General features: G+C 65.6%; 17 protein-coding genes. 12 read left to right on the top strand and 5 right to left on the bottom strand.

Translation table 11 applies throughout. The annotated features are described in order from the left end of the window. Positions 1–320 precede the first annotated feature (320 nt). The 8 genes from DN387_RS20535 (at position 321) to DN387_RS20500 (ending at position 8674) form a co-directional block, all read left to right on the top strand. Positions 321–2537: a TonB-dependent siderophore receptor gene (locus tag DN387_RS20535; protein ID WP_054915164.1), complete on the top strand. Its 2217-nt coding sequence runs from the start codon at positions 321–323 to the stop codon at positions 2535–2537. Positions 2538–2642: 105 nt separating this feature from the next. Continuing rightward, the gene (locus DN387_RS20530) at positions 2643–3353 is read left to right on the top strand and encodes a response regulator transcription factor (protein WP_054915163.1); all 711 of its coding nucleotides are present in this window, start codon (positions 2643–2645) and stop codon (positions 3351–3353) included. Then, positions 3350–4711 carry a sensor histidine kinase gene (locus DN387_RS20525; RefSeq protein WP_054915162.1) on the top strand — a complete coding sequence of 454 codons (1362 nt, stop codon included), beginning with the start codon at positions 3350–3352 and terminating at the stop codon, positions 4709–4711. The genes DN387_RS20530 and DN387_RS20525 overlap by 4 nt, the downstream gene beginning before the upstream one ends. Further along, a complete protein-coding gene (locus DN387_RS20520) occupies positions 4711–4995 on the top strand; it encodes a hypothetical protein (protein ID WP_054915161.1) in 285 nt (94 codons plus the stop codon). The genes DN387_RS20525 and DN387_RS20520 overlap by 1 nt, the downstream gene beginning before the upstream one ends. Before the next feature lies 1 nt (position 4996). Further along, positions 4997–6520 carry a PepSY domain-containing protein gene (locus DN387_RS20515; RefSeq protein WP_054915160.1) on the top strand — a complete coding sequence of 508 codons (1524 nt, stop codon included), beginning with the start codon at positions 4997–4999 and terminating at the stop codon, positions 6518–6520. Between the two features lies 1 nt (position 6521). After that, a complete protein-coding gene (locus DN387_RS20510; protein ID WP_054915159.1) occupies positions 6522–6845 on the top strand; it encodes a DUF3325 domain-containing protein in 324 nt (107 codons plus the stop codon). Positions 6846–6867: 22 nt separating this feature from the next. Continuing rightward, positions 6868–7686 (top strand): sulfite exporter TauE/SafE family protein, encoded by an 819-nt coding sequence (locus DN387_RS20505; protein ID WP_231390634.1) that lies wholly within the window; start codon positions 6868–6870, stop codon positions 7684–7686. A 106-nt stretch (positions 7687–7792) separates the two neighbouring features. After that, on the top strand, positions 7793–8674 hold the full coding sequence (locus tag DN387_RS20500) for a LysR substrate-binding domain-containing protein (RefSeq protein ID WP_043861159.1): 882 nt from the start codon (positions 7793–7795) through the stop codon (positions 8672–8674). A 66-nt stretch (positions 8675–8740) separates the two neighbouring features. On the opposite strand, the gene DN387_RS20495 is transcribed toward DN387_RS20500, so the two are convergent. After that, positions 8741–9577 carry a bifunctional allantoicase/(S)-ureidoglycine aminohydrolase gene (locus DN387_RS20495; RefSeq protein ID WP_043861160.1) on the bottom strand — a complete coding sequence of 279 codons (837 nt, stop codon included), beginning with the start codon at positions 9575–9577 and terminating at the stop codon, positions 8741–8743. Between the two features lie 364 nt (positions 9578–9941). Here DN387_RS20495 and DN387_RS20490 point away from each other — a divergent pair, with 364 nt between their 5' ends. Together DN387_RS20490 and aldA are read left to right on the top strand one after the other, a co-directional pair. Beyond that, on the top strand, positions 9942–12098 hold the full coding sequence (locus tag DN387_RS20490; RefSeq protein ID WP_054915158.1) for a PQQ-dependent dehydrogenase, methanol/ethanol family: 2157 nt from the start codon (positions 9942–9944) through the stop codon (positions 12096–12098). Positions 12099–12115: 17 nt separating this feature from the next. Further along, positions 12116–13549: an aldehyde dehydrogenase gene (aldA, locus tag DN387_RS20485; protein ID WP_043861161.1), complete on the top strand. Its 1434-nt coding sequence runs from the start codon at positions 12116–12118 to the stop codon at positions 13547–13549. Between the two features lie 101 nt (positions 13550–13650). Here aldA and DN387_RS20480 read toward each other — a convergent pair whose 3' ends face one another. Further along, positions 13651–15546, bottom strand: a complete 1896-nt coding sequence (locus tag DN387_RS20480; protein WP_054915157.1) for a sigma-54-dependent Fis family transcriptional regulator — start codon at positions 15544–15546, stop codon at positions 13651–13653. A gap of 136 nt (positions 15547–15682) precedes the next feature. Beyond that, complete coding sequence (locus tag DN387_RS20475) at positions 15683–16396, bottom strand: LuxR family transcriptional regulator (protein WP_043861163.1); 714 nt, start codon at positions 16394–16396, stop codon at positions 15683–15685. 222 nt (positions 16397–16618) lie between these two features. On the opposite strand from DN387_RS20475, the gene DN387_RS20470 reads away from it, so the two are divergent. Both DN387_RS20470 and DN387_RS20465 read left to right on the top strand, forming a co-directional pair. Beyond that, positions 16619–17203 (top strand): acyl-homoserine-lactone synthase, encoded by a 585-nt coding sequence (locus DN387_RS20470; protein ID WP_043861164.1) that lies wholly within the window; start codon positions 16619–16621, stop codon positions 17201–17203. A 45-nt stretch (positions 17204–17248) separates the two neighbouring features. Further along, positions 17249–17935: a 1-acyl-sn-glycerol-3-phosphate acyltransferase gene (locus tag DN387_RS20465; protein WP_177332951.1), complete on the top strand. Its 687-nt coding sequence runs from the start codon at positions 17249–17251 to the stop codon at positions 17933–17935. A gap of 65 nt (positions 17936–18000) precedes the next feature. Here the strand turns inward: DN387_RS20465 and DN387_RS20460 are convergent, their stop codons facing one another. Then, on the bottom strand, positions 18001–20178 hold the full coding sequence (locus DN387_RS20460; protein ID WP_054915156.1) for a malate synthase G: 2178 nt from the start codon (positions 20176–20178) through the stop codon (positions 18001–18003). A gap of 16 nt (positions 20179–20194) precedes the next feature. Beyond that, positions 20195–20602: a heme-binding protein gene (locus tag DN387_RS20455; protein ID WP_054915155.1), complete on the bottom strand. Its 408-nt coding sequence runs from the start codon at positions 20600–20602 to the stop codon at positions 20195–20197. Between the last annotated feature and the right edge of the window lie 3 nt (positions 20603–20605).

The raw sequence follows: 20605 nt of genomic DNA, 5'->3' as shown, positions 1-20605 counted from the left end.
TCGGCAGGGGTGGCGCAGTGATGGCATACAGGAGGCAAGGACCATAAGAAAATTGACAGACAAGTGTCAATTAATATTTCCACTTTGAGGCGGGGTGCTCGCAGATAAAACGCAAAATTGCCGATGTTTCCGTTTTTTCGCGGGTGATGACTGATGGTTTGTTTATTAAATTAGACAGATTGGTTATCAGCCCAGGCGGAACCATATGTAAATTTCGTAAATAAGATTTAAACACATTTGAGAATCATTATATTTGGCGTCTCTTTGTGGCAGCCCTGCCGTGCAGGCTGCCCTTGTGCTTGATGTGACGGAGACGTGAAATGCAGTCCAGAAGTACCCCGAACAGCCTGGCCTGGGCCTTTGTCGCGCTGTCATCGCCGGCCCTGATTGCCACCTCGGCCCAGGCCGATGACGAGCAGAACGGCGAGAACACCCTGGTGATCCAGAACACCATGGTCACCGCCGAGCAGGAAGCCAAGCAGGCACTGGGCTCTTCGATCATCACCGCCGAGGACATCAAGCGTCACCCGCCCGCCAACGACCTGTCCGACATCATCCGTCGCGAACCGGGGGTCAACCTCACCGGCAACAGCGCCAGCGGCGCACGCGGCAACAACCGCCAGATCGACCTGCGCGGCATGGGCCCGGAAAACACCCTGATCCTGATCGACGGCAAGCCCTCCAGCGCCCGCAACGCAGTGCGCTACGGCTGGAACGGCGACCGCGACACCCGTGGCGAAACCAACTGGGTACCGGCCGAGGCGGTGGAGCGCATCGAGATCCTGCGCGGCCCGGCTGCTGCACGCTATGGCTCCGGCGCCATGGGCGGGGTGGTCAACATCATCACCAAACGCCCCACCCAGGAGCTGCAGGGCAACGTCAGCCTGTTCACCACGCTGCCCGAAGACCACGCCGAAGGCGCCAGCAAGCGCACCAACTTCAGCCTCAGCGGCGGCCTCACCGACGACCTGGCGTTCCGTGTGTATGGCGGCCTGGCCAAGACCGACGCCGATGACCTGGACATCAACGCCAAGAGCGCCAACAGCGCGCTGGTGGCCGGCCGCGAAGGCGTGCGCAACAAGGACATCAACGGCCTGCTCAGCTGGCGCCTGAACGATGAGCACCGCCTGGAGCTGAGCAGCGGCTACAGCCGCCAGGGCAACATCTACGCCGGCGACACCATGAACAGCAACGGCGGCGGTGACGTGGAGCGCATCTCCAGCCTGTACGGCCACGAAACCAACGTGATGCAACGCAGCACCTACGACCTCACGCACCTGGGCGACTTCCAGTGGGGCTCGACCAAGTCGTCTCTGTCGTATGAATACGTGCGCAACTGGCGCCTCAACGAAGGCCTGGCCGGTGGCCCGGAAGGCTCGATCAACGACACCGGTGCCGACATGTCACGCCTGCGCAACACGCGCCTGTCCAGCGAAGTGAACCTGCCGTTCAGCCTCGACAGCAGCGAACATGTGCTGACCCTGGGTGGCGAGTACCTGTACGAAGTGCTCAACGACAAGGGCTCGCTGCGCCCGCAAAGCTTCGACCCCAGCGGTGGTGCCGGCAATGAAATCGCAGGCTTCGATCGCAGCGACTCGAAGATGTCGGCCAAGAGCTTCGCCCTGTTCGCCGAAGACAACATCGTGATCGGCGACACCACCATCACCCCGGGCCTGCGCCTGGATCACCACGAAGAGTTCGGCGACAACTACAGCCCGAGCCTGAACGTGGCGCACAAGCTCACCGACGACCTCACCGTCAAGGGCGGTATCGCACGGGCCTACAAGACCCCGAACCTGTACCAGGCCAACCCCAACTACCTGCTCTACAGCCGGGGCAACGGTTGCAGCACCCAGCAGACCAACAACGGCGGCTGCTACCTGCAGGGCAACCCCAACCTCGACCCCGAAACCAGCGTCAACAAGGAAATCGGCCTGCTCTACGACCGTGGCACCTGGCGCACCAGCGCGACGTACTTTCGCAACGACTACAAGAACAAGATCATCGGTGGCACCGACGTGATCTACGACATCAACAGCGGTCGCCGCGTGACCCAGTGGGAAAACGCCGGCAAGGCACTGGTGGAAGGGGTAGAAGGCAACTTCTTCGTCGAGCTGACCCCGTCGCTGGACTGGAACACCAACCTCACCCTGATGCTCAACAACGACAACCGCGACACCGGCGAGCCGCTGAGCGTGATTCCCAAGTACACGGTCAACAGCACCCTGGACTGGCGTGCCACCGACAAGCTGTCGTTCCAGGTCGCCGGTACCTATTTCGGCAAGCAGAAGTCGCCGACCTACAACTACCGCACCCAGCAGAACTACGACCTGGATGCCCAGCAGGACGTCGAAGCCTACGGCCTGGTCGATGTGAGCACCGGCTACAAGATCACCAAGAACTACGACGTGCGCTTTGGCGTGAACAACGTGTTCGACAAGCAGATCCACCGGGGTGGCAACGCCAGCAGTTCGGGCGCCAACACCTACAACCAGCCGGGCCGGGCGCTGTTCGCGGCACTGAACATCTCGTTCTGAGCCGCCATTGCCTACAGGCTGCCCCGGGTCGATCGCGCATCGATCGGCCCGGGGCGGCTTTTTGTGTTTTCAGGCCCTCTACACCCGTACTACCCAAGGTGAAGCGTGAGTTATCTATCAGCACAACCTGCCACGAAGATTCTGGCCGTCGAGGACGATCCGCTGCTGGCGGCCCATCTGGAACAGCACCTGCGTCGCCGCGGTTTCGATGTGAGCGTCTGTCATGGCGTGGACGACAGCACCGACCTGCAGGCCTGGACGGCCTTCGACCTGATCCTCATGGACATCCTCCTGCCCGGTCGCGACGGCCTGCAACTGCTGGGTGAATTGCGCGAGCGGTTCATGGTGCCGGTGATCCTGATGTCGGCACTGGGTGCCGAGCAGGACCGCATCGTCGGCTTCAGCCAGGGCGCCGACGACTACCTGCCCAAGCCGTTCAGCATGAACGAGATGGACGTGCGCATCGATGCGGTACTGCGCCGGGTCGCCTATGAGCGGGCCGCGCCGGAAGGCGCGCAGGGCGAGCCGGCGGCGCTGCGCAAGGACATGCGCCAGGACATGCAACTGGGCACCGCGGTGGCCAGCTTCACCCCCATCGAGTACCGCCTGATGCAAGTGCTGCTGGCGCACCCCGAGGAAGTGCTGAGCAAGCCGTTCCTCTACCAGCAGGTGCTGCACAGGCCGTTCTCCCAGCAGGACCGCGTGCTGGACATGCACGTCAGCCACGTGCGCCGCAAGCTGGCCGCCATCGGCTATGCCGGCCGCCTGGCCACGGTATGGGGCAAGGGCTACGTGCTGACACAGGTGCCGGCATGAGCTTGCCCGGACGTCACTCGCTGCTGTGGAAACTGTGCGCGCTGCTGGTGGTGCTGTGCCTGTCGATCATCTGGTTCAGCCGCTCGGGCGGTGCGCACCTGGAGCGCAGGAGCTATCACCTGAGCGAGGAGGCGCGCCAGGTGCTCAAGGGCTACGCCGTGGAGGCCCACGCGGCGTGGCGCAGCGGCGGTACGCCAGGCGTCGACCGGTGGCTGGCCGACCTGAAGATCCGCGAGCCGGGCTGGGCGCTGGTGCTGGGCAGCGACCTGCGCTCGTTGAGCAGCCAGACGCTGACCGATGAGCAGCAGAAGTACGTGACGTTCATGCGCGAGCTCGACTGGCCCATGAGCAAGCGCTCCCCCGAGCTGCCGGCGATCAGCGTGCCGTTCCCCGAGGCGCCCCAGGCCGGCAGGCTGGTGATCCAGTTGCCCGAGCGCTTCATGCCGTCGATGCGTCCGCTGCTGGTGCAACTGCTGATCCACGGGCTGCTGCCGGCGCTGTTGGCACTGCTGGCGGGTTTTCTGCTGTATCGCGTGCTGATCGGCCCGCTGGCGCACCTGCGCGCCCAGGCCAATGCCCTGCGTGCCGACCGCCTGGACACCCGGGTCGACCCGGCGATTTCCCGGCGTAGCGACGAACTGGGCGATCTGGGGCGGGCCTTCGACCACATGGCCGAGCGCCTCGAAAAGACCGTGTCGCTGCAGCAGCGCCTGCTCGCCGACCTGTCCCACGAGTTGCGCACGCCGTTGACGCGCCTGCACATGGCCGCCGAAAACGAGCCCGACGATGACGTGTTGCGCGAGCGCCTGACCCGCGAGGTGCAGTGCATGCGCCAGCTGGTCGACGACACCCTGGAGCTGGTGTGGCTCGGCACCGAGCGCCCGCAACTGGCGCTGGACACGGTCGAGGTGCAGACCCTGTGGGAGGTGGTACGCGAGAACGCCTGTTTCGAGTCCGGCTGGCGCGAGGGGCAACTGCCCATGGCGCTCACCGAAGACTGCCTGGTGCGCGGCCACCTCAACGGCCTGGCCCAGGCGATGGAAAACATCGTGCGCAATGCCATCCGCCATTCGCCTGCCAACGGGCAGGTGCGCCTGGGCGGCCGGCGCGATGGCGATTGCTGGCACCTGTGGATCGACGACCAGGGCCCCGGCGTGGCCGAGGCTGCGCTGGAGACCATCTTCCAACCTTTTACCCGACTCGACGCCGCACGCCCGGGCGGCGACGGCTTCGGCCTGGGCCTGACGATCGCCCGTTGCCGGGTGCAGTTGCAGGGCGGCCAGGTATGGGCACAGAACCTCAAGCCGGGCCTGCGCGTGAACCTGCGCCTGCCAGCGGCAGCACAAGGAGAAACCTGATGAGCAACACCCGACCGGTCTGGTTGTTGATTGTGTCGCGCGCGGTAGCCGCCTTGCTGGGCGGCTATGCATTCAGCTATGCGGCCACGGCTTTTCTGGCCCGTGTGCTGCCAATGCCTGCGGTGGATGCGGTGATCGTGGCCAGCCTGCCGTCCTTTGCGTTCTACACCTGCGCGTTCCTGTGGGCCTTCGCCAGTCGCGATGCCCTGCGTGCGTGGTGGCCGGCGGCGCTGGCAGTGCCGTTGGCGGCGGTCGGCTTCTGGCCGCAGTTGTGGAGCCTGTGAGATGAAAAATACCTTCACCCAATCCATGGCGTGGCTGCACACCTGGGCCGGCCTGATCTTCGGCTGGCTTCTGTTCGCGATATTCGCCACCGGTACGCTGGCGGTGTTCGACAGCGAAATCGACAACTGGATGCGCCCCGAGGTGCGCAGCCACGACCTCACCCAGTTGCAGGCCGCGCAACGCGGGCTGGCCTACCTGACCCAGCATGCACCGGGCGCCAGCAACTGGAACATCAGCCTGCCGGATGCACGTTCGCCCGGTTTGCAGGTAGCGTCCGGCGAGCGTCGACGCGGTGGCGGCACCGCGCTCGACCCGCATACCGGCGAGCCGATCGAGGTGCGCGAAACGGCCGGCGGCAGCTTCTTCTTCCGCTTTCACTTCACCCTGAACCTGCCGCGCAACTGGGGCATCTTCGTGGTCGGCGCCCTGGCGATCGTGATGCTGGTGGGGCTGGTCAGCGGCATCGTGATCCACAAGAAGATCTTCAAGGAGTTCTTCACCTTCCGCCCCGGCAAGGGCCAGCGCTCGTGGCTGGATTTTCACAACGCCAGCGCGGTGCTGCTGTTGCCGTTTCACCTGATGATCACCTACACCGGGCTGGTGATCTTTTTGCTGATCTACATGCCGGCGGCGGTGGATGCGCTGTTCGAGGGTGACAACCAGGCGTACTACAAGGCCCAGGGCGAGCAGCGTCTGCCCACGCCGCGCGCGGCGCTCAAGCAGCCAGCCGCGCTGGTCGACCTGGCCCCGGTACTGGCCAGCGCGCAAGAGCGGCTGGGCGCCATCAGCAGCATCGGTATCTCCAACCCCGGTACGGCGGCCGCGCGGATCGAGGTGCGCCCGACCCTGGGCTATCGCATCGCCCTGAGCAAGGGGCAGGCCATGGTGTTCGACGGCGTCAGCGGCGAGCTGCTGCGCGATGTGCCCGACATGCGGCCTGCCGTGCTCACCCAGCGGGTGATGGCGGGGCTGCACTTCGCGCAGTTCGGCGGCTATCCGATGCGCTGGCTGTACTTCGTGTGTGCGTTGGTCAGCACCGCGATGATCGGCACCGGGCTGGTGCTGTTCTGCGTCAAGCGCCGGCGCAAGTACGCCAGTGCCTCGGTGTCGGCGCAGCGTTGGTACAAGGTGGCCGAGAGCTTCAACGTGGCGTTCGTCGCCGGCCTGATGCTGGCCTGCGCAGGCTTGCTGTGGGCCAACCGCCTGCTGCCGGTGGAGCTGGCGCAGCGGGCCAACTGGGAGGTCAAGGCGTTCTTCGCGGTGTGGTTGCTGTCGCTGCTGCATGCCGGTTTGCGTCCGGCGCAGCGCGCCTGGGCCGAGCAGCTGGGGCTGACCGCGGTACTGTGCATCGGCCTGCCGGTGCTGGGCGCGTTGACCGCGCAGCACGACCCGGCGCACCGCGTGCTGGAGGCCACCAGCGTGGTGCTGGGTGGGTTGCTGGCGTATGCGGCATGGCGCTGCGTGGCGCCGCGTGAAGAAAAACCTGCGCGCAAGCGTGCGACGGTAGCGGTGGAGGGGCAATGACATGCTGATGATCGGCGTGGTGGTGTTTGCCTATGTGGGCATGTTGGCGTTGTGCCTGGGGCTGGAGCGGCACTACAAGCAGGTGTGGGGCAGGGCACCTGCACCCTGGTTGAGGGTGGCCCTGCGGTCGGCGGGCTGGTCGGCGCTGGCCATCAGCCTGTGGGTCAGTGGCGTGGCCTGGGGCTGGGCGATGGGGCCGGTAGCCTGGTTTGGCGGTATTTCACTGGCGGGGTTCGGGGTGGCGATGCTGTTGCCGTACTGGCCGCGTGCAATGGTTTGGCTGGCCGCAGCGTTGCCGTTGTGGGGCGTGCTGCTGGCGGTGTGACGATGTTGCAGTGGGGGCTGACATGCTGGACAGGCCCCCCCTGCGCGATGGCATCATCGCTAACTCGTTCACAGTCACCCCGGATGTCTTGCAGATGCTCACGATCTACCTGGTGGTCGCTCTCGGGGCCGTTGTTGCGGGGTTCGTCCAGGGGCTTTCGGGCTTCGCCTTCAGCATGGTCGCGATGTCGTTCTGGGCCTGGGTGCTCGACCCGAAGCTGGCCGCCACCCTGGCGGTGTTCGGCGGCCTCACCGGGCAGGTGGTGGCCGCGTTCTCGGTGCGCCGGGGCTTGAGCCTGCAACGCCTGCTGCCCTTCATCCTCGGTGGCCTGGCCGGCATTCCTCTGGGTGTTGCGCTGTTGCCCAACCTGGACATGCACTGGTTCAAGACCTTGCTCGGGGCCCTGCTGGTGACTTGGTGCCCGGTCATGCTGCTGGCCGGCAGATTGCCGAGAATCCCGCTGGCCGGCCGGCTGGTCGATGGCGTCATCGGTGTGATCGGTGGCGTTATGGGTGGGCTTGGCGGTTTCACCGGCACGGTCCCGACGCTGTGGTGCACCCTCAAGGGCTACGAGCGCGACCTGCAGCGCTCGATCATCCAGAACTTCAACCTGTCGATGCTGTTCGTGACCATGCTCACCTACCTGGGCACCGGCATCGTTACGGTGGACATGCTGCCGTTCTTCGCCATCGTCGCGCCGGCCATGCTGATTCCGACCTTCCTTGGTACGCGCCTGTACATCGGCATCAGCGACCTGCAGTTTCGCCGCATCGTGCTGGGCTTGCTGACTGCCTCGGGTGTCTCGCTGCTGATTTCGTCTGTGCCGAACCTGCTGGGGTAACCCAACCCTTTGGCCGGCTAGGCCGGCTCCTGCAGGTTCGCGCATTTGCCCAACCCCCCGGCACATGCTAGAAAACCGCCTACCCATTCAAAACCTGAATCCCGCCATGAGCCTCAGCCTCAAACCCAACAGGTCTCTGTTCGACCTCGACCTGCTGCGCGCCATCGTGGTGGTGGCCGACTGCGGCAGTTTCACCACAGCGGCCACGCGCCTGCATTCCACCCAGTCGACCATCAGCCAGAAGGTCCGGCGCCTCGAGGAGATGGTCGGTCACCGCCTGCTCGAGCGCGGCAATCGCGAGGTGCTGCCCACCGACGCCGGCCAGACCCTGCTCGGCTATGCCCGCCACATGCTCGCCCTCAACGACCAGATGCTCGAAGCCCTGGCCGGCGCCACGGTCGGCGTGACCCTGCGCCTGGGCGTACCCGAAGACTTCGTTGGCGGGCGCACCACCAACGCGCTGTCGGCGTTCAACCGCAAGCACCCGCAGGTCAAGCTCGAAGTCACCAGCGGCCTGTGCCGCGACCTCAGCCAGAGCTACGACAACGGCGAGCTCGACCTGGTGCTGCTCAAGCAGCGGCGCAACGGTCGCGAAGGGGTGGCCAGCTGGCCGGAGCAATTGCGCTGGATCGACAGCGCACACAACCCGGCCCTGGCGCTGGACCCGATCCCGCTGGTGACCTTTCCGCCACGCGGGCTGTACCGCGACGAAATCATCAGCGCAGTAGAGAGCCTGGGCCGGCGCTGGCGCATCGCGTTCACCAGCTCCAGCCTCAGCGGCATTCAGGCCGCCGTGGCCGACGGCATGGGTATCAGCCTGCTGCCGCCACGCGCCGTCACCGCCGAGCACCGGGTGCTCGGCGAGGCGGATGGCCTGCCGGTGATCGACAGCTACGAGATTCTGATTCTGCATCGCCAGACGGCCGACCCGATGGTACGAGCGCTGGCGGGCGTGTTGACCGGCCTGCTCGAAGCACAGGCGGTGTGAGCCTGCGGGTCACTTCCCCACAAAAAAGCCCGCCAGTCACGGCGGGCTTTCTGCATCGCTACCTGCTTAACGCTTTGGGTTCAGCGTCAGGTTCACGTTGCGGTTCACATCCTTGTACAGCAGGTAGCGGAACGGGCCAGGGCCACCCGAGTAGCAGGCCTGCGGGCAGAAGGCGCGCAGCCACATGAAGTCGCCGGCTTCCACTTCGACCCAGTCCTGGTTCAGGCGGTACACCGCCTTGCCTTCCAGCACGTACAGGCCGTGCTCCATCACATGGGTTTCCGCGAACGGGATGGTGCCGCCCGGCTGGAAGGTCACGATGTTGACGTGCATGTCGTGGCGCATGTCGGCCATGTCGACGAAGCGGGTGGTGACCCAGGCGCCATCGGTGCCCGGCATCGGGATCGGGGTAACGTCCTGTTCGTTGGTGACGAACGCTTCCGGGTGCGCCAGGCCTTCGACTTCCTGGTAGTGCTTGCGGATCCAGTGGAAGGTCACGTTGGCCGCGCTGTTGTTGCGCAGGCTCCAGTCGGCGCCCGGCGGAATGAATGCGTAGCCGCCTGGCTTGAGGGTGTACGGCTTGCCTTGCAGGGTGATGTCGACTTCACCTTCGACCACGAACAGAACCGCCTCGGCGTTCTTGTCCTGCTCCGGGCGCTCGCTGCCGCCTTCAGGGGCAACTTCGACGATGTACTGCGAGAAGGTCTCGGCGAAACCCGACAGCGGGCGGGCGATGACCCACATGCGCATCTTGTCCCAGAAGGGCAGGTGGCTGGTGACGATGTCACGCATCACGCCCTTGGGGATCACCGCGTAGGCTTCGGTGAACATGGCACGGTCTGTCAGCAGCTCGGTCTGAGCCGGGTGCCCGCCGTGGGGGGCGAAGTAAGTGGTTCTGGACATGGACAGTCTCGATGTTTGTTGTTGTGTCCCCCGGGCCAGCCTGCGGCGGGCGGCCCCGTTCAGGGATTGCACCGCTACGTTATGACCATCTTTAGCTATCCACAAATTAAATGTTGAAATCCCTGCCATTCGATTTGTGAATGTGGCGTGCGCCGGGCCAGCACTGCGCTACAGGTGTGCGCCCTGTGTAGCGGGTGATGCAACACCTGTAGCGTTGATTGCAGCGCGGGCGGCATCGGTGCGGCGCGCGCAAAGCCGCGTGCCAGAGCGGTTGTGGCGGTTCATGTCACAGCTGGCATGGCGGTTGCGATGAGCTGATGGCGCAGCGCGAAGACTGCGCCACTAATAAGAACAGGACACTCCCATGAGACAGACTGGCCTCGCCTCGCTTCCCCTCAAATCCCTTGCCGTTGCCGTGCTGCTGAGCCTGGCGGGTACACCGGCGCTGGCTGCGGACATCCCGGCCAACGTCGATGGCGCGCGCATCATCGCCGCCGACAAGGAGCCCGGTAACTGGATGAGCACCGGGCGCACCTACGACGAACAGCGCTACAGCCCGCTCAAGCAGATCAGCGACCAGAACGTCGGCCAGCTGGGCCTGGCCTGGAGCTACAAGCTGGACCTGGACCGTGGCGTGGAAGCCACCCCCATCGTGGTCGACGGGGTGATGTACACCACCGGGCCGTTCTCGGTGGTGTACGCGCTGGATGCGCGCGACGGCAGGCTGATCTGGAAGTACGACCCGCAATCGGACCGCCACCGCGCCGGCGAAGCCTGTTGCGACGCGGTCAACCGTGGCGTGGCGGTGTGGAAGGGCAAGGTCTACGTGGGCGTGCTCGACGGGCGCCTGGAGGCCATCGACGCCAAGACCGGCCAGCGCGCCTGGTCGGTCGACACCCGCGCCGACCACAAGCGCAGCTACACCATCACCGGCGCCCCTCGGGTGGTCAACGGCAAGGTGGTGATCGGCAACGGCGGCGCCGAGTTCGGCGTGCGGGGCTATGTCACCGCCTACGACGCCGAAACCGGCAAGGAGGCGTGGCGCTTCTACACCGTGCCGGGCGACCCCAAGCTGCCGCCCGAGGGCAAGGGCATGGAGATCGCCGCCAAGACCTGGTTCGGCGATGCCTATGTGGAGCAGGGCGGTGGCGGCACCGCCTGGGACTCGTTCGCCTACGACCCGGAGCTGAACCTGCTGTACATCGGCGTGGGCAACGGCTCGCTGTGGGACCCCAAATGGCGTAGCCAGGCCAAGGGCGACAACCTGTTCCTGTCGTCCATCGTGGCGGTCAATGCCGACACCGGCGAATACGTGTGGCACTACCAGACCACCCCGGGCGATGCCTGGGACTACACCGCCACCCAGCACATGATCCTGGCCGAGCTGCCCATCGACGGCAAGCCGCGCAAGGTGCTGATGCAGGCGCCGAAAAACGGCTTCTTCTATGTGATCGACCGCGCCACCGGCGAGCTGCTGTCGGCCAAGGGCATCGTGCCGCAGAGCTGGACCAAGGGCATGGACATGAAGACCGGGCGGCCGATCCTGGACGAAGAGAACGCCGCCTACTGGAAGAACGGCAAGCGCAACCTGGTGACCCCGGCGTTCTGGGGTGCGCATGACTGGCAGCCGATGTCGTACAACCCCGACACCGGGCTGGTGTACATCCCGGCGCACATCATGTCGGCCTACTACGAGCACATCCCCGAGGCGCCCAAGCGCAACCCGTTCAAGAGCATGTACCAGCTGGGCCTGCGCACCGGGATGATGCCCGAAGGCGCCGAAGGCCTGCTGGAGATGGCCAAAAGCTGGTCGGGCAAGCTGATCGCCTGGGACCCGGTCAAGCAGCAGGCCGCCTGGGAAGTGCCCTACGTGACCATCTTCAACGGCGGCACCTTGAGTACCGCGGGCAACCTGGTGTTCGAGGGCAGCGCCGACGGGCGGGTGATCGCCTATGCCGCCGACACCGGCGAAAAACTCTGGGAGCAACCGGCTGCCAGCGGCGTGATGGCCGCGCCCGTCACCTACAGCGTGGATGGCGAGCAGTACGTGACCTTCATGGCCGGCTGGGGCGGCGCGTTCTCTACCTTTGCCGGGGCCCTGTCGCTGCGGGCCGGCGTGCAGCCGTACGCCCAGGTGCTGACCTACAAGCTGGGCGGCACCGCCAAGCTGCAAGAGCCGGCGCCACGCCCGGACACCCCCAAACCACCCGCGTTGAGCAACGACACCGCTTCGATCGAGGCGGGCGCCAAGCTGTACGACGGTTACTGCTCGCAGTGCCACGGTATCCACGCGGTCAGCGGCGGCGTGCTGCCCGACCTGCGCAAGCTCACCCCGGAAAAGCACCAGATGTTCCTCGGCATCCTCTTCGGTGGCCGCGTGCCGGATGGCATGCCGTCGTTCGCCGACGCCTTCACCCCCGAGCAGGTCGACCAGATCCACCAGTACCTGATCAAGCGCGCCCACGACCTTCATCAGGAAGGCGATACCTGGAAGCAGTTCAGCGCCAAGTCATCCCATTGAAAAGGAGCCATTGACCCATGAGTGACGTCATCTACCAGAACTACATCGCCAATGCGTTCGTCGACAGCGACGCGCAGATCGAGGTGCACAACCCGGCCAATGGACAACTGCTGGGGCGTGTACCCCAGGCCAGTGACGCGCAGGTGGAGCAGGCCATTGCCGCCGCGCGCAAGGCCCAGAAGAGCTGGGCCACGCGCCCGGCCATCGAGCGCGCCGGCTACCTGCGCAAGATCGCCAGCAAGGTGCGCGACAACGCCGAGCGCCTGGCGCGCATCATCACCGCCGAGCAGGGCAAGGTGCTCGGCCTGGCCCTGGTCGAAGTCAACTTCACCGCCGACTACCTGGACTACATGGCCGAGTGGGCGCGACGCCTGGAAGGCGAGGTGCTCACCAGCGACCGCGCCGGTGAAAGCATCTTTCTGCTGCGCAAGCCGCTGGGTGTGGTGGCCGGGATTCTGCCGTGGAACTTCCCGTTCTTTCTGATCGCCCGCAAGATGGCGCCGGCCCTGCTCACGGGCAACACCATCGTGATCAAGCCCAGCGAAGAAACACCGATCAACTGCTTCGAGTTCGCCCGCCTGGTGGCCGAGACCGACCTGCCCAGCGGCGTGTTCAACGTGGTGTGCGGTACCGGGGCGACCGTGGGCCAGCGCCTGACCAGCCACGCCGGCATCGACCTGATCAGCTTCACCGGCAGCGTGGGCACCGGCTCGCGGATCATGGCCGCGGCGGCGCCGAACATCACCAAGCTCAACCTGGAGCTGGGCGGCAAGGCGCCGGCCATCGTGCTGGCTGATGCGGACCTGGAGCTGGCGGTCAAGTCGATCACCGCGTCGCGGGTGATCAACACCGGGCAGGTGTGCAACTGCGCCGAGCGGGTTTACGTGCAGCGCGAGGTGGCGGATGAGTTCACCGACAAACTGGCCAGCGCCATGGCCGCCACCCGTTATGGTGACCCGCTGGCCGAGGCGGACCTGGACATGGGCCCGCTGATCAACCAGGCCGCCCTGGACAAGGTCGGGCAGATGGTGCGCACCGCCACCGGGCAGGGCGCGCAGCTGGTGACCGGGGGCGCGGTGGCCGATCGCGGGCAGGGCTTCCACTACCAGCCGACGGTGCTGGCCGGCTGCTCGGCCGACATGGAGATCATGCGCAAGGAGATCTTCGGGCCGGTGTTGCCGATCCAGATCGTGGAGAGCCTGGACGAGGCGATTGCGCTGGCCAACGACAGTGAATACGGGCTGACTTCATCGCTGTACACGCGCAGCCTGAGTGCAGCGATGCATGCCAGCAACGCGCTGGATTTCGGCGAGACCTACATCAACCGCGAGAACTTCGAGGCCATGCAGGGCTTCCATGCCGGCACGCGCAAGTCGGGGATCGGTGGGGCCGATGGCAAGCATGGGTTGTATGAGTACACGCATACCCATGTGGTCTACATCCAGATCTGAGGCCCAGGTAGCCTGTTAGGGCCTCATCGCGGGTCAAGCCCGCTCCCACAGCCTGTGGGAGCGGGCTCGACCCGCGATGGGTTGCACAGCAACCCCTGCCATCACAACCGATCATTGGGCTGCACCACCCCGTACTTCTTCATCTGCCGATACAGCGTCGAGCGCGCCACCCCCAGTTCAGCCGCCACCGCACTGATGTTCCAGCGATGGCGCCGCAACCTTTGCAGCAACTCGCTGGCCGGGTCCTGGCTGTCGATGCGCAGCGGCTCGCCGCGCACCACCTGCACCACTTCCGCCGGCAGGCAATCCACGTCGATCACCCCGTCCTCGGCCAACGCCACCGCGTAGCGCAACGCATTGAGCAACTGACGAATGTTGCCCGGCCACGCATGGGCATGCAGGCACTGGCGGGCCTGTTCGGTCAGCCGCACGCCGCTGCTCTGCGCCGCCAGTAACTGCTCGATCAACGCGCCCCGGTCACTGCGTTCGCGCAAGGCCGGCAACGCCAGGCTCATGCCGCCCAGGCGGTAGTAGAGGTCCTCGCGAAAGCGCTTGTCGCCAATCATCCCGTGCAGGTCCTGGTGGGTCGCCGACACCACCTGCACGTCCAGCGCCACCGGCGCCTGGGCGCCGATCGGGAAGATCTCGCGCTCGGCCAGCACCCTCAGCAAACGGGTTTGCAGGTGCGCCGGCATGTCGCCGATCTCGTCCAGAAACAGCGTGCCGCCGGCGGCCAGTTCCAGCTTGCCCTTCATGCCCTTCTTGTCGGCCCCGGTGAAGCTGCCGCCGCGGTAGCCGAACAGCTCGCTCTCGATCAGCGTCTCGGGAATCGCCGCGCAATTGAGCGCGATGAACGGCCCGGCGCGCCGCGCACTGGCCTGGTGGATGGCGCGGGCGAATGCCTCCTTGCCGGTGCCGGTCTCGCCGGTGATCAGTATCGGCAGGTCCTTGTCGAGCACCTTGCGCACCCGCTGCACCGCCTGTTGCAGGCGCGCATCGCCGCCGGCCAGCTGCTGCAGGTCGGGGTGGCTGCTGCGCACCGGCGGTCTGGCCGGGGCAGGGCGGTGGCGCTGCGACGGTATGCGCAGGCCCACATCCAGCAAGGCGTCGTCCTGCTGCCCGCGCAGGCGCACGCCGCGTGCACCGCCCTGGGTCAGGTGCAGCAGTTCATCCACCGAGGTTGGCAGCAGGCTGTCGATGCGCGCACCCAGCAGCGGCGCCGCATCGCGCTGGTGGGCAACGAAGGTGGCGCGGTTGGCGCCGATGATGCGGCCGTTGTCGTCCAGCGCCAGCAACTGCTCGTTGGCCAGGTCGGCTATGTCGTCGATGGGCTTGAGCGACAGGGTGAGGCGGTCGCGGTAGCACTCGCGAAAGTGCGCGTTCTCGATCAGCCGCGCATACAGGATCACCAGTTGCAGGGTCAGGTACTGCGCCTCCTTGGGCCCGTTGCTGTTCAGGCAAGTGGCGTTCAGGCAGCCACGCAGCAGGCCCTGGGCGTCGAAGATCGGTGCCACCGAGCAGCTCAGGCGAAAGTTGGAGGCCAGAAAGTGCTCTTCGCGGTGGATGATCAGCGGCTGCGCGGCGGCCAGGGTGGTGCCGATGCCGTTGGTGCCGGCAATCGACTCGTCCCAGCGCGCGCCCACCACCAGCCCGGCCTGGGTATAGATGTGGCTGGCTTCGGGCAGGCGGGTGTCGAGGGTGATGCCGTGTTCGTCGCTGAGCAGCACCGCGAACCCGGCCGGCACCACGCGCCTGGCCAGGCCGCTGACGCCCTGGCTGGCGATGGCCAGGTATTGCTGGTGCTGCTGTTGATGCTGGCGGATGGCGTCGGCGCCCAGCACATGGGTACGCCCGGCGGCGCCGGGGTCGAGGCGATGCTCGACCACGCTGCGGTACCAGGACTGCGCAATGACAGGGTCGGGGCGGATGCCGCGCTCGGGGAAGTGATCGTCGACGAAGGCCGCAAGATCGCTCGGGCTGGTCTGGGTATGCTGCATGCTGGGCTCCCGTCGACCGTGGCGCGCGCAGGGGCGGCTCACCGTCATCTTGTTGTCTCGGGCCAGGGGCGGGCACCGATCTGTGCCTACCTTAGTCGCTGTGTCGGGAATTTTCAGCTATTGATGCAGCCCTGGCCTAGAAAAGCATCCCCAGCAGAATCGCCTTCACCGTCGCCTCGGCCTTGTTGCTGGCCTGCAGCTTGCGCATGGCGTTGACCAGGTGGAACTTCACCGTGCGGCTGTCGATGGTGAGGATGATGCTGATCTCGCTGTAGGTCTTGCCCACGGCGGTCCATTTGAGCACTTCTTTCTCCCGTGCGGTCAGGGCCTTCTGGGCCTCGGGCAGGTGGGTCTGGGCAAAGAAGCCGGTCATGGCACTGTGCGCCAGTTGCGACAGCCAGATGAGCTTGGCTTCCTTGGCGTCCAGTTCAAGTGTGGAGATCGGGTCATCCGGGCGGGACAGGGACAGCAGGCCGATGGTGCCGTAGTCGCCCTGCACCGACAGGCACCAGCCGTGGTCCAGGCTGTAGTGCCGCGCCTCTTCCCAGAATGCCTGCTGGTGCTGCTGTTGCGCGGCGGCCCACTGCAGGGGCGTGGTGCGGGTCAGCCCGTGGGCCACCGTCGGGTCGCAGGAAAAATAGTCCTCGGCCACGTACCTGGCTTCCCAGGCGCTGGGGTAGTTGGAGCGCAGGATGAACTGCGGGGCGGCGATCGGCAGCGGATTCTTCAGCCCATAGGAACAGAACTCGAAGTCCAGCTCGCGGGTAAGTCGGGTCAGCTCGCTGAACAGCTCGCCTTCGTTGCGGCACCCCGTCACCACGGCAATGAAGTGCTCGCGCCAGTCATTCACGCAATGTGCCTTTCATGGGTGGAATGTGCTCGGCCAATGGAGAGTGCAAACAGGCCCGAATTATACCGTACGGTACAGTTTTCGCGGAAAACTTCTGTAGCAAATGGCCATCAGTGCGCTGGCATTTCAGGTTTTTCCTACGAATAAACCTGCCCTTTCGGGCAGCTATATAGGCTCCGGAGGGTTTGTTGTACTCCCAGCTCTTTGAGTTGGGGCGTTTTCATGTTCACTGCTGTAACCGGGACCATCAAAGACTTTCCGCGCACCATGGCGAGCGCACTGGCCGAGTACCGCTACCAGGTGTTTGTAAGGGAGCTGGGCTGGCCATTGCAGTGTCCCGAGGGTCAGGAGTGGGATGAGTTCGACCGCCCCGATACGCTGTATGTGCTGGCATGCGACAAGCAACAGAATATTTTCGGTTGTGCCCGCCTGATCCCCACCCATCGCCCGTACCTGCTGGCAGAAGTGTTTCCGCACCTGGTTGGCGATGCGCCGCTCCCCTATCAGCAGGACATATGGGAGCTCTCGCGCTTCGCCATGAGTTCGCCCAAAGGCCAATACCTGTCGGCTGAACAGGCTTGGCAGAATACCGTGGCGATGGTCGGCAAGGTGATCGATGTGGCGCGTGCCCAGGGGGCGCGCAGGCTGATTGCCTTTACTGCAATGGGTAACGAGCGGTTGCTCAAGCGCATGGGCGTGACCACGCGAAGAATCGCGCGTCCGCAGATGATTGACGACAAGCCGGTGCTGGCCTTCTGGATCGAAATAGATGACCAGACGACCCGCGCACTGCAACTGGCAGCGTGACGGGTGAACATGTCGAGGGAAGGTGGTAAAGCAATGATTGCGTGTGTGCGTTGGCTGTTGGTCGTGCTGTTCGTGGTGGTGACGTTTCCGTTCCTGTGCCTGGTGCTGCTGCTCAATCCGCGCAAGCAGGACAACCTCTACCTGGCCTGCAAGGTCTACAGGGCCATCAACTGGATCTTTGGCGTGCGCGTCGAGGTCGGTGGTTTCGACGCCATCGCGCCCGACCGCTCCTACATCTATGTGGCCAACCACCAGAGCAACCACGATGCGTTTGTCGTGGCCCAGGCGCTGCGCCCAGGCACGGTGATCGTGGGCAAGCAGTCGTTGCGCTGGCTGCCGTTGGCCGGGCAACTGTACTGGCTGACCGGCAGCCTGTTCATCGACCGCAGCAACCCGCGCGCGTCGATCACCAGCTTGCGGCGCATCGCCACCCGCGTGGCCGACAGCAATACATCGCTCTGGATCTTCCCCGAGGGCACGCGCAACACAGGGCAGGGCGTGCTGCCGTTCAAGACCGGTGCATTTCGCATCGCCAAGGAAATGGGCATCGGCATCATCCCCGTGACCATCAGCCCGGCAGTGCGCCGGATCCGCCACAACGCCCTGGGCTGCACCGATGTGAGTATCGTGGCGCACCGGCCCATCGAGGCCGACCTGGTGGCCAGCATGGATGCCAAGCAGCTGGCGTCGTATACGCGGGAAGTGGTCAACAATGGGTTGCCCATCGTGTAGTTGCCGGGGCCTTCGCCCGCAAGGCTGGTTCCTGCAGGAGCCAGCCTTGCGGGCGAAGAGGCCCGTCAGTTCGCCGCCTTGAACCTCAAGCGCCACGCATGCAGCAGCGGCTCGGTATACCCGCTCGGCTGCTCACGCCCCTTGAACACCAGGTCGCTGGCGGCCTGGAACGCCATCGAGGTGGCGAAGTCCGGCGCCATCGGGCGGTATGCCGCATCCCCGGCATTCTGCCGGTCGACCACCACCGCCATGCGTTCGAGCACCTCGCGTACCTTGGCCTCACTCACCGTGCCATGCAGCAGCCAGTTGGCAATGTGCTGGCTGGATATACGCAAGGTCGCACGGTCTTCCATCAGGCCGACGTTGTGGATGTCCGGCACCTTGGAGCACCCGACCCCTTGCTCCACCCAGCGCACCACGTAACCGAGAATGCCCTGGCAGTTGTTCTCCAGCTCCTGCAGTTTTTCTGCATCGCTCCAGTTCGGACGCGGCGATACCGGAATGGTCAGCAGGTCGTTGAGCAGGCTGTCACGCTCGCCGGCCAGGTCGATGCGCTGCAATTCGCTCTGCACCCCCTGCACGTCCACCTGGTGGTAGTGCAGCGCATGCAGCGTGGCGGCCGTGGGCGAGGGCACCCATGCGGTGGTGGCACCGGCCTTGGGGTGGCCGATCTTCTGCACCAGCATGTCGGCCATCAGGTCGGGCATGGCCCACATGCCCTTGCCGATCTGCGCGCGCCCCTTGAGCCCGCAGGCCAGCCCCACCAGCACGTTGTTGCGCTCGTAGGCGGTGATCCACGGCGTGGACTTCATGTCGCCCTTGCGCAGCATCGGGCCGGCTTCCATGGCGCTGTGCATCTCGTCGCCGGTACGGTCGAGAAAGCCCGTGTTGATGAACACCACCCGCTCGTGCGCTGCGCCGATGCACGCCTTGAGGTTCACCGAGGTGCGCCGCTCCTCGTCCATGATGCCCATCTTCAGGGTGTTGCGCGGCAGCGCCAGCAGGTCTTCGACACGCCCGAACAGTTCGGCGGCAAACGCCACTTCGGCAGGGCCGTGCATCTTCGGCTTGACGATGTACACGCTGCCGCTGCGCGAGTTGCCGCGCCGCTGCAGGTCGTGGATGGCGATCAGGCCGGTGAGCACCGCGTCCATGATGCCCTCGGGAATCTCGGCGCCATCGCCATCGAGAATCGCCGGGTTGGTCATCAGGTGGCCGACGTTGCGCACGAACAGCAGCGAACGGCCATGCAGGGTCAGTGTTGCGCCATCGGCTGCGGTGTAGACGCGGTCCGGGTTGAGGCGGCGCACGCGGGTCTTGCCGCCCTTGCTGATCGCTTCGCTCAGGTCGCCTTTCATCAGGCCCAGCAGGTTGCGGTAGATCAGGGTCTTGTCTTCGGCATCCACCGCGGCCACCGAGTCCTCGCAGTCGAGGATGGTGCTCAGGGCGGCTTCGACCAGCACGTCCTTGACCCCGGCCGCATCGGTCTGGCCGATGGCGCTGGTGGGGTCGATCTGGATTTCCAGGTGCAGGCCGTTGTTCTTCAGCAGCACCGCGTTCGGCTGGGCGGCATCACCCTGGAAGCCGACGAACTTGGCGGGGTCTTTGAGTGTGGTGGTCAGGCCGCTGATGAGGTCGACGCGCAGTTGCCCGTCCTCGATGCGGTAGGCCTTGGCCTCGGCGTGCGAGCCGCCGGCCAGCGGTGCAGCCTGGTCCAGGGCCTTGCGCGCGAAGGCGATGACCTTCTGGCCACGGCGCGGGTTGTAGCCCTCGCCAGCCTCGGCGCCGTCGGCGTCGCTGATCGCATCGGTGCCATACAGCGCGTCATACAGCGAGCCCCAGCGTGCGTTTGCGGCGTTGAGCGCATAGCGCGCGTTCATCACCGGCACCACCAGCTGCGGGCCGGCCTGTTCGCACAGCTCGCTGTCGACGTTGGAGGTGCTCACCGCCACCTGTTCAGGCACCGGCACCAGGTAGCCGATCTCGCTCAGGAAGGCGCGGTAGGCCGGCATGTCGGCCACCGGGCCCGGGTGGGCGCGGTGCCAGGTGTCCAGCGCGGCCTGCAGGCGGTCGCGTTCGGCGAGCAGGGCGCGGTTCTTCGGCGCCAGGTCGTGCACCAGGGCGTCGAAGCCTTGCCAGAAGTTGGCCTCCGGCACACCGGTGCCGGGCAGGGCCTCGGTTTCGATGAAGTGCTGCAGGGCGCTCGCGACCTGCAGGCGTTGACGCTGAATACGGTCGTTCATGTTCGGTTGCTCCTGATCAGTCTTTAACGGCGGCAACGCCGGCCTTGGCCACCTGGGCGTCCTGTTCGGACTTGACCCCCGACACACCCACCGCGCCGACCACCTGGCCGTCGACGATCACCGGCACGCCGCCTTCGAGCGTGCCGCTGATCACCGGCACCGACAGGAACGCCGTGCGCCCGCCATTGATCATGTCTTCGTACAGCTTGGTTTCACGTCGGCCCAGCGCCGCGCTGCGGGCCTTTTCGGTGGCGATGTAGGCACTCACCGGCGCGCAGCCGTCCAGGCGCTCGAAGCCCAGCGGGTGGCCGCCGTCGTCGACCACGGTAATGCTCACGGCCCACTGGTTGGCCTGGGCCTCGGCACGGGCGGCGGCGAGAATCTGCTGCACGTCGCTCAGGGTCATTACGGGTTTGCTTTGCATGAA

It is taken from the genome of Pseudomonas sp. FBF18, assembly GCF_024261405.1.
Classification (GTDB): Bacteria; Pseudomonadota; Gammaproteobacteria; order Pseudomonadales; family Pseudomonadaceae; genus Aquipseudomonas; species Aquipseudomonas palmensis.
Note: the sequence above shows the minus strand (reverse complement) of the source record. Positions and strands in the feature narration are given on the sequence as shown.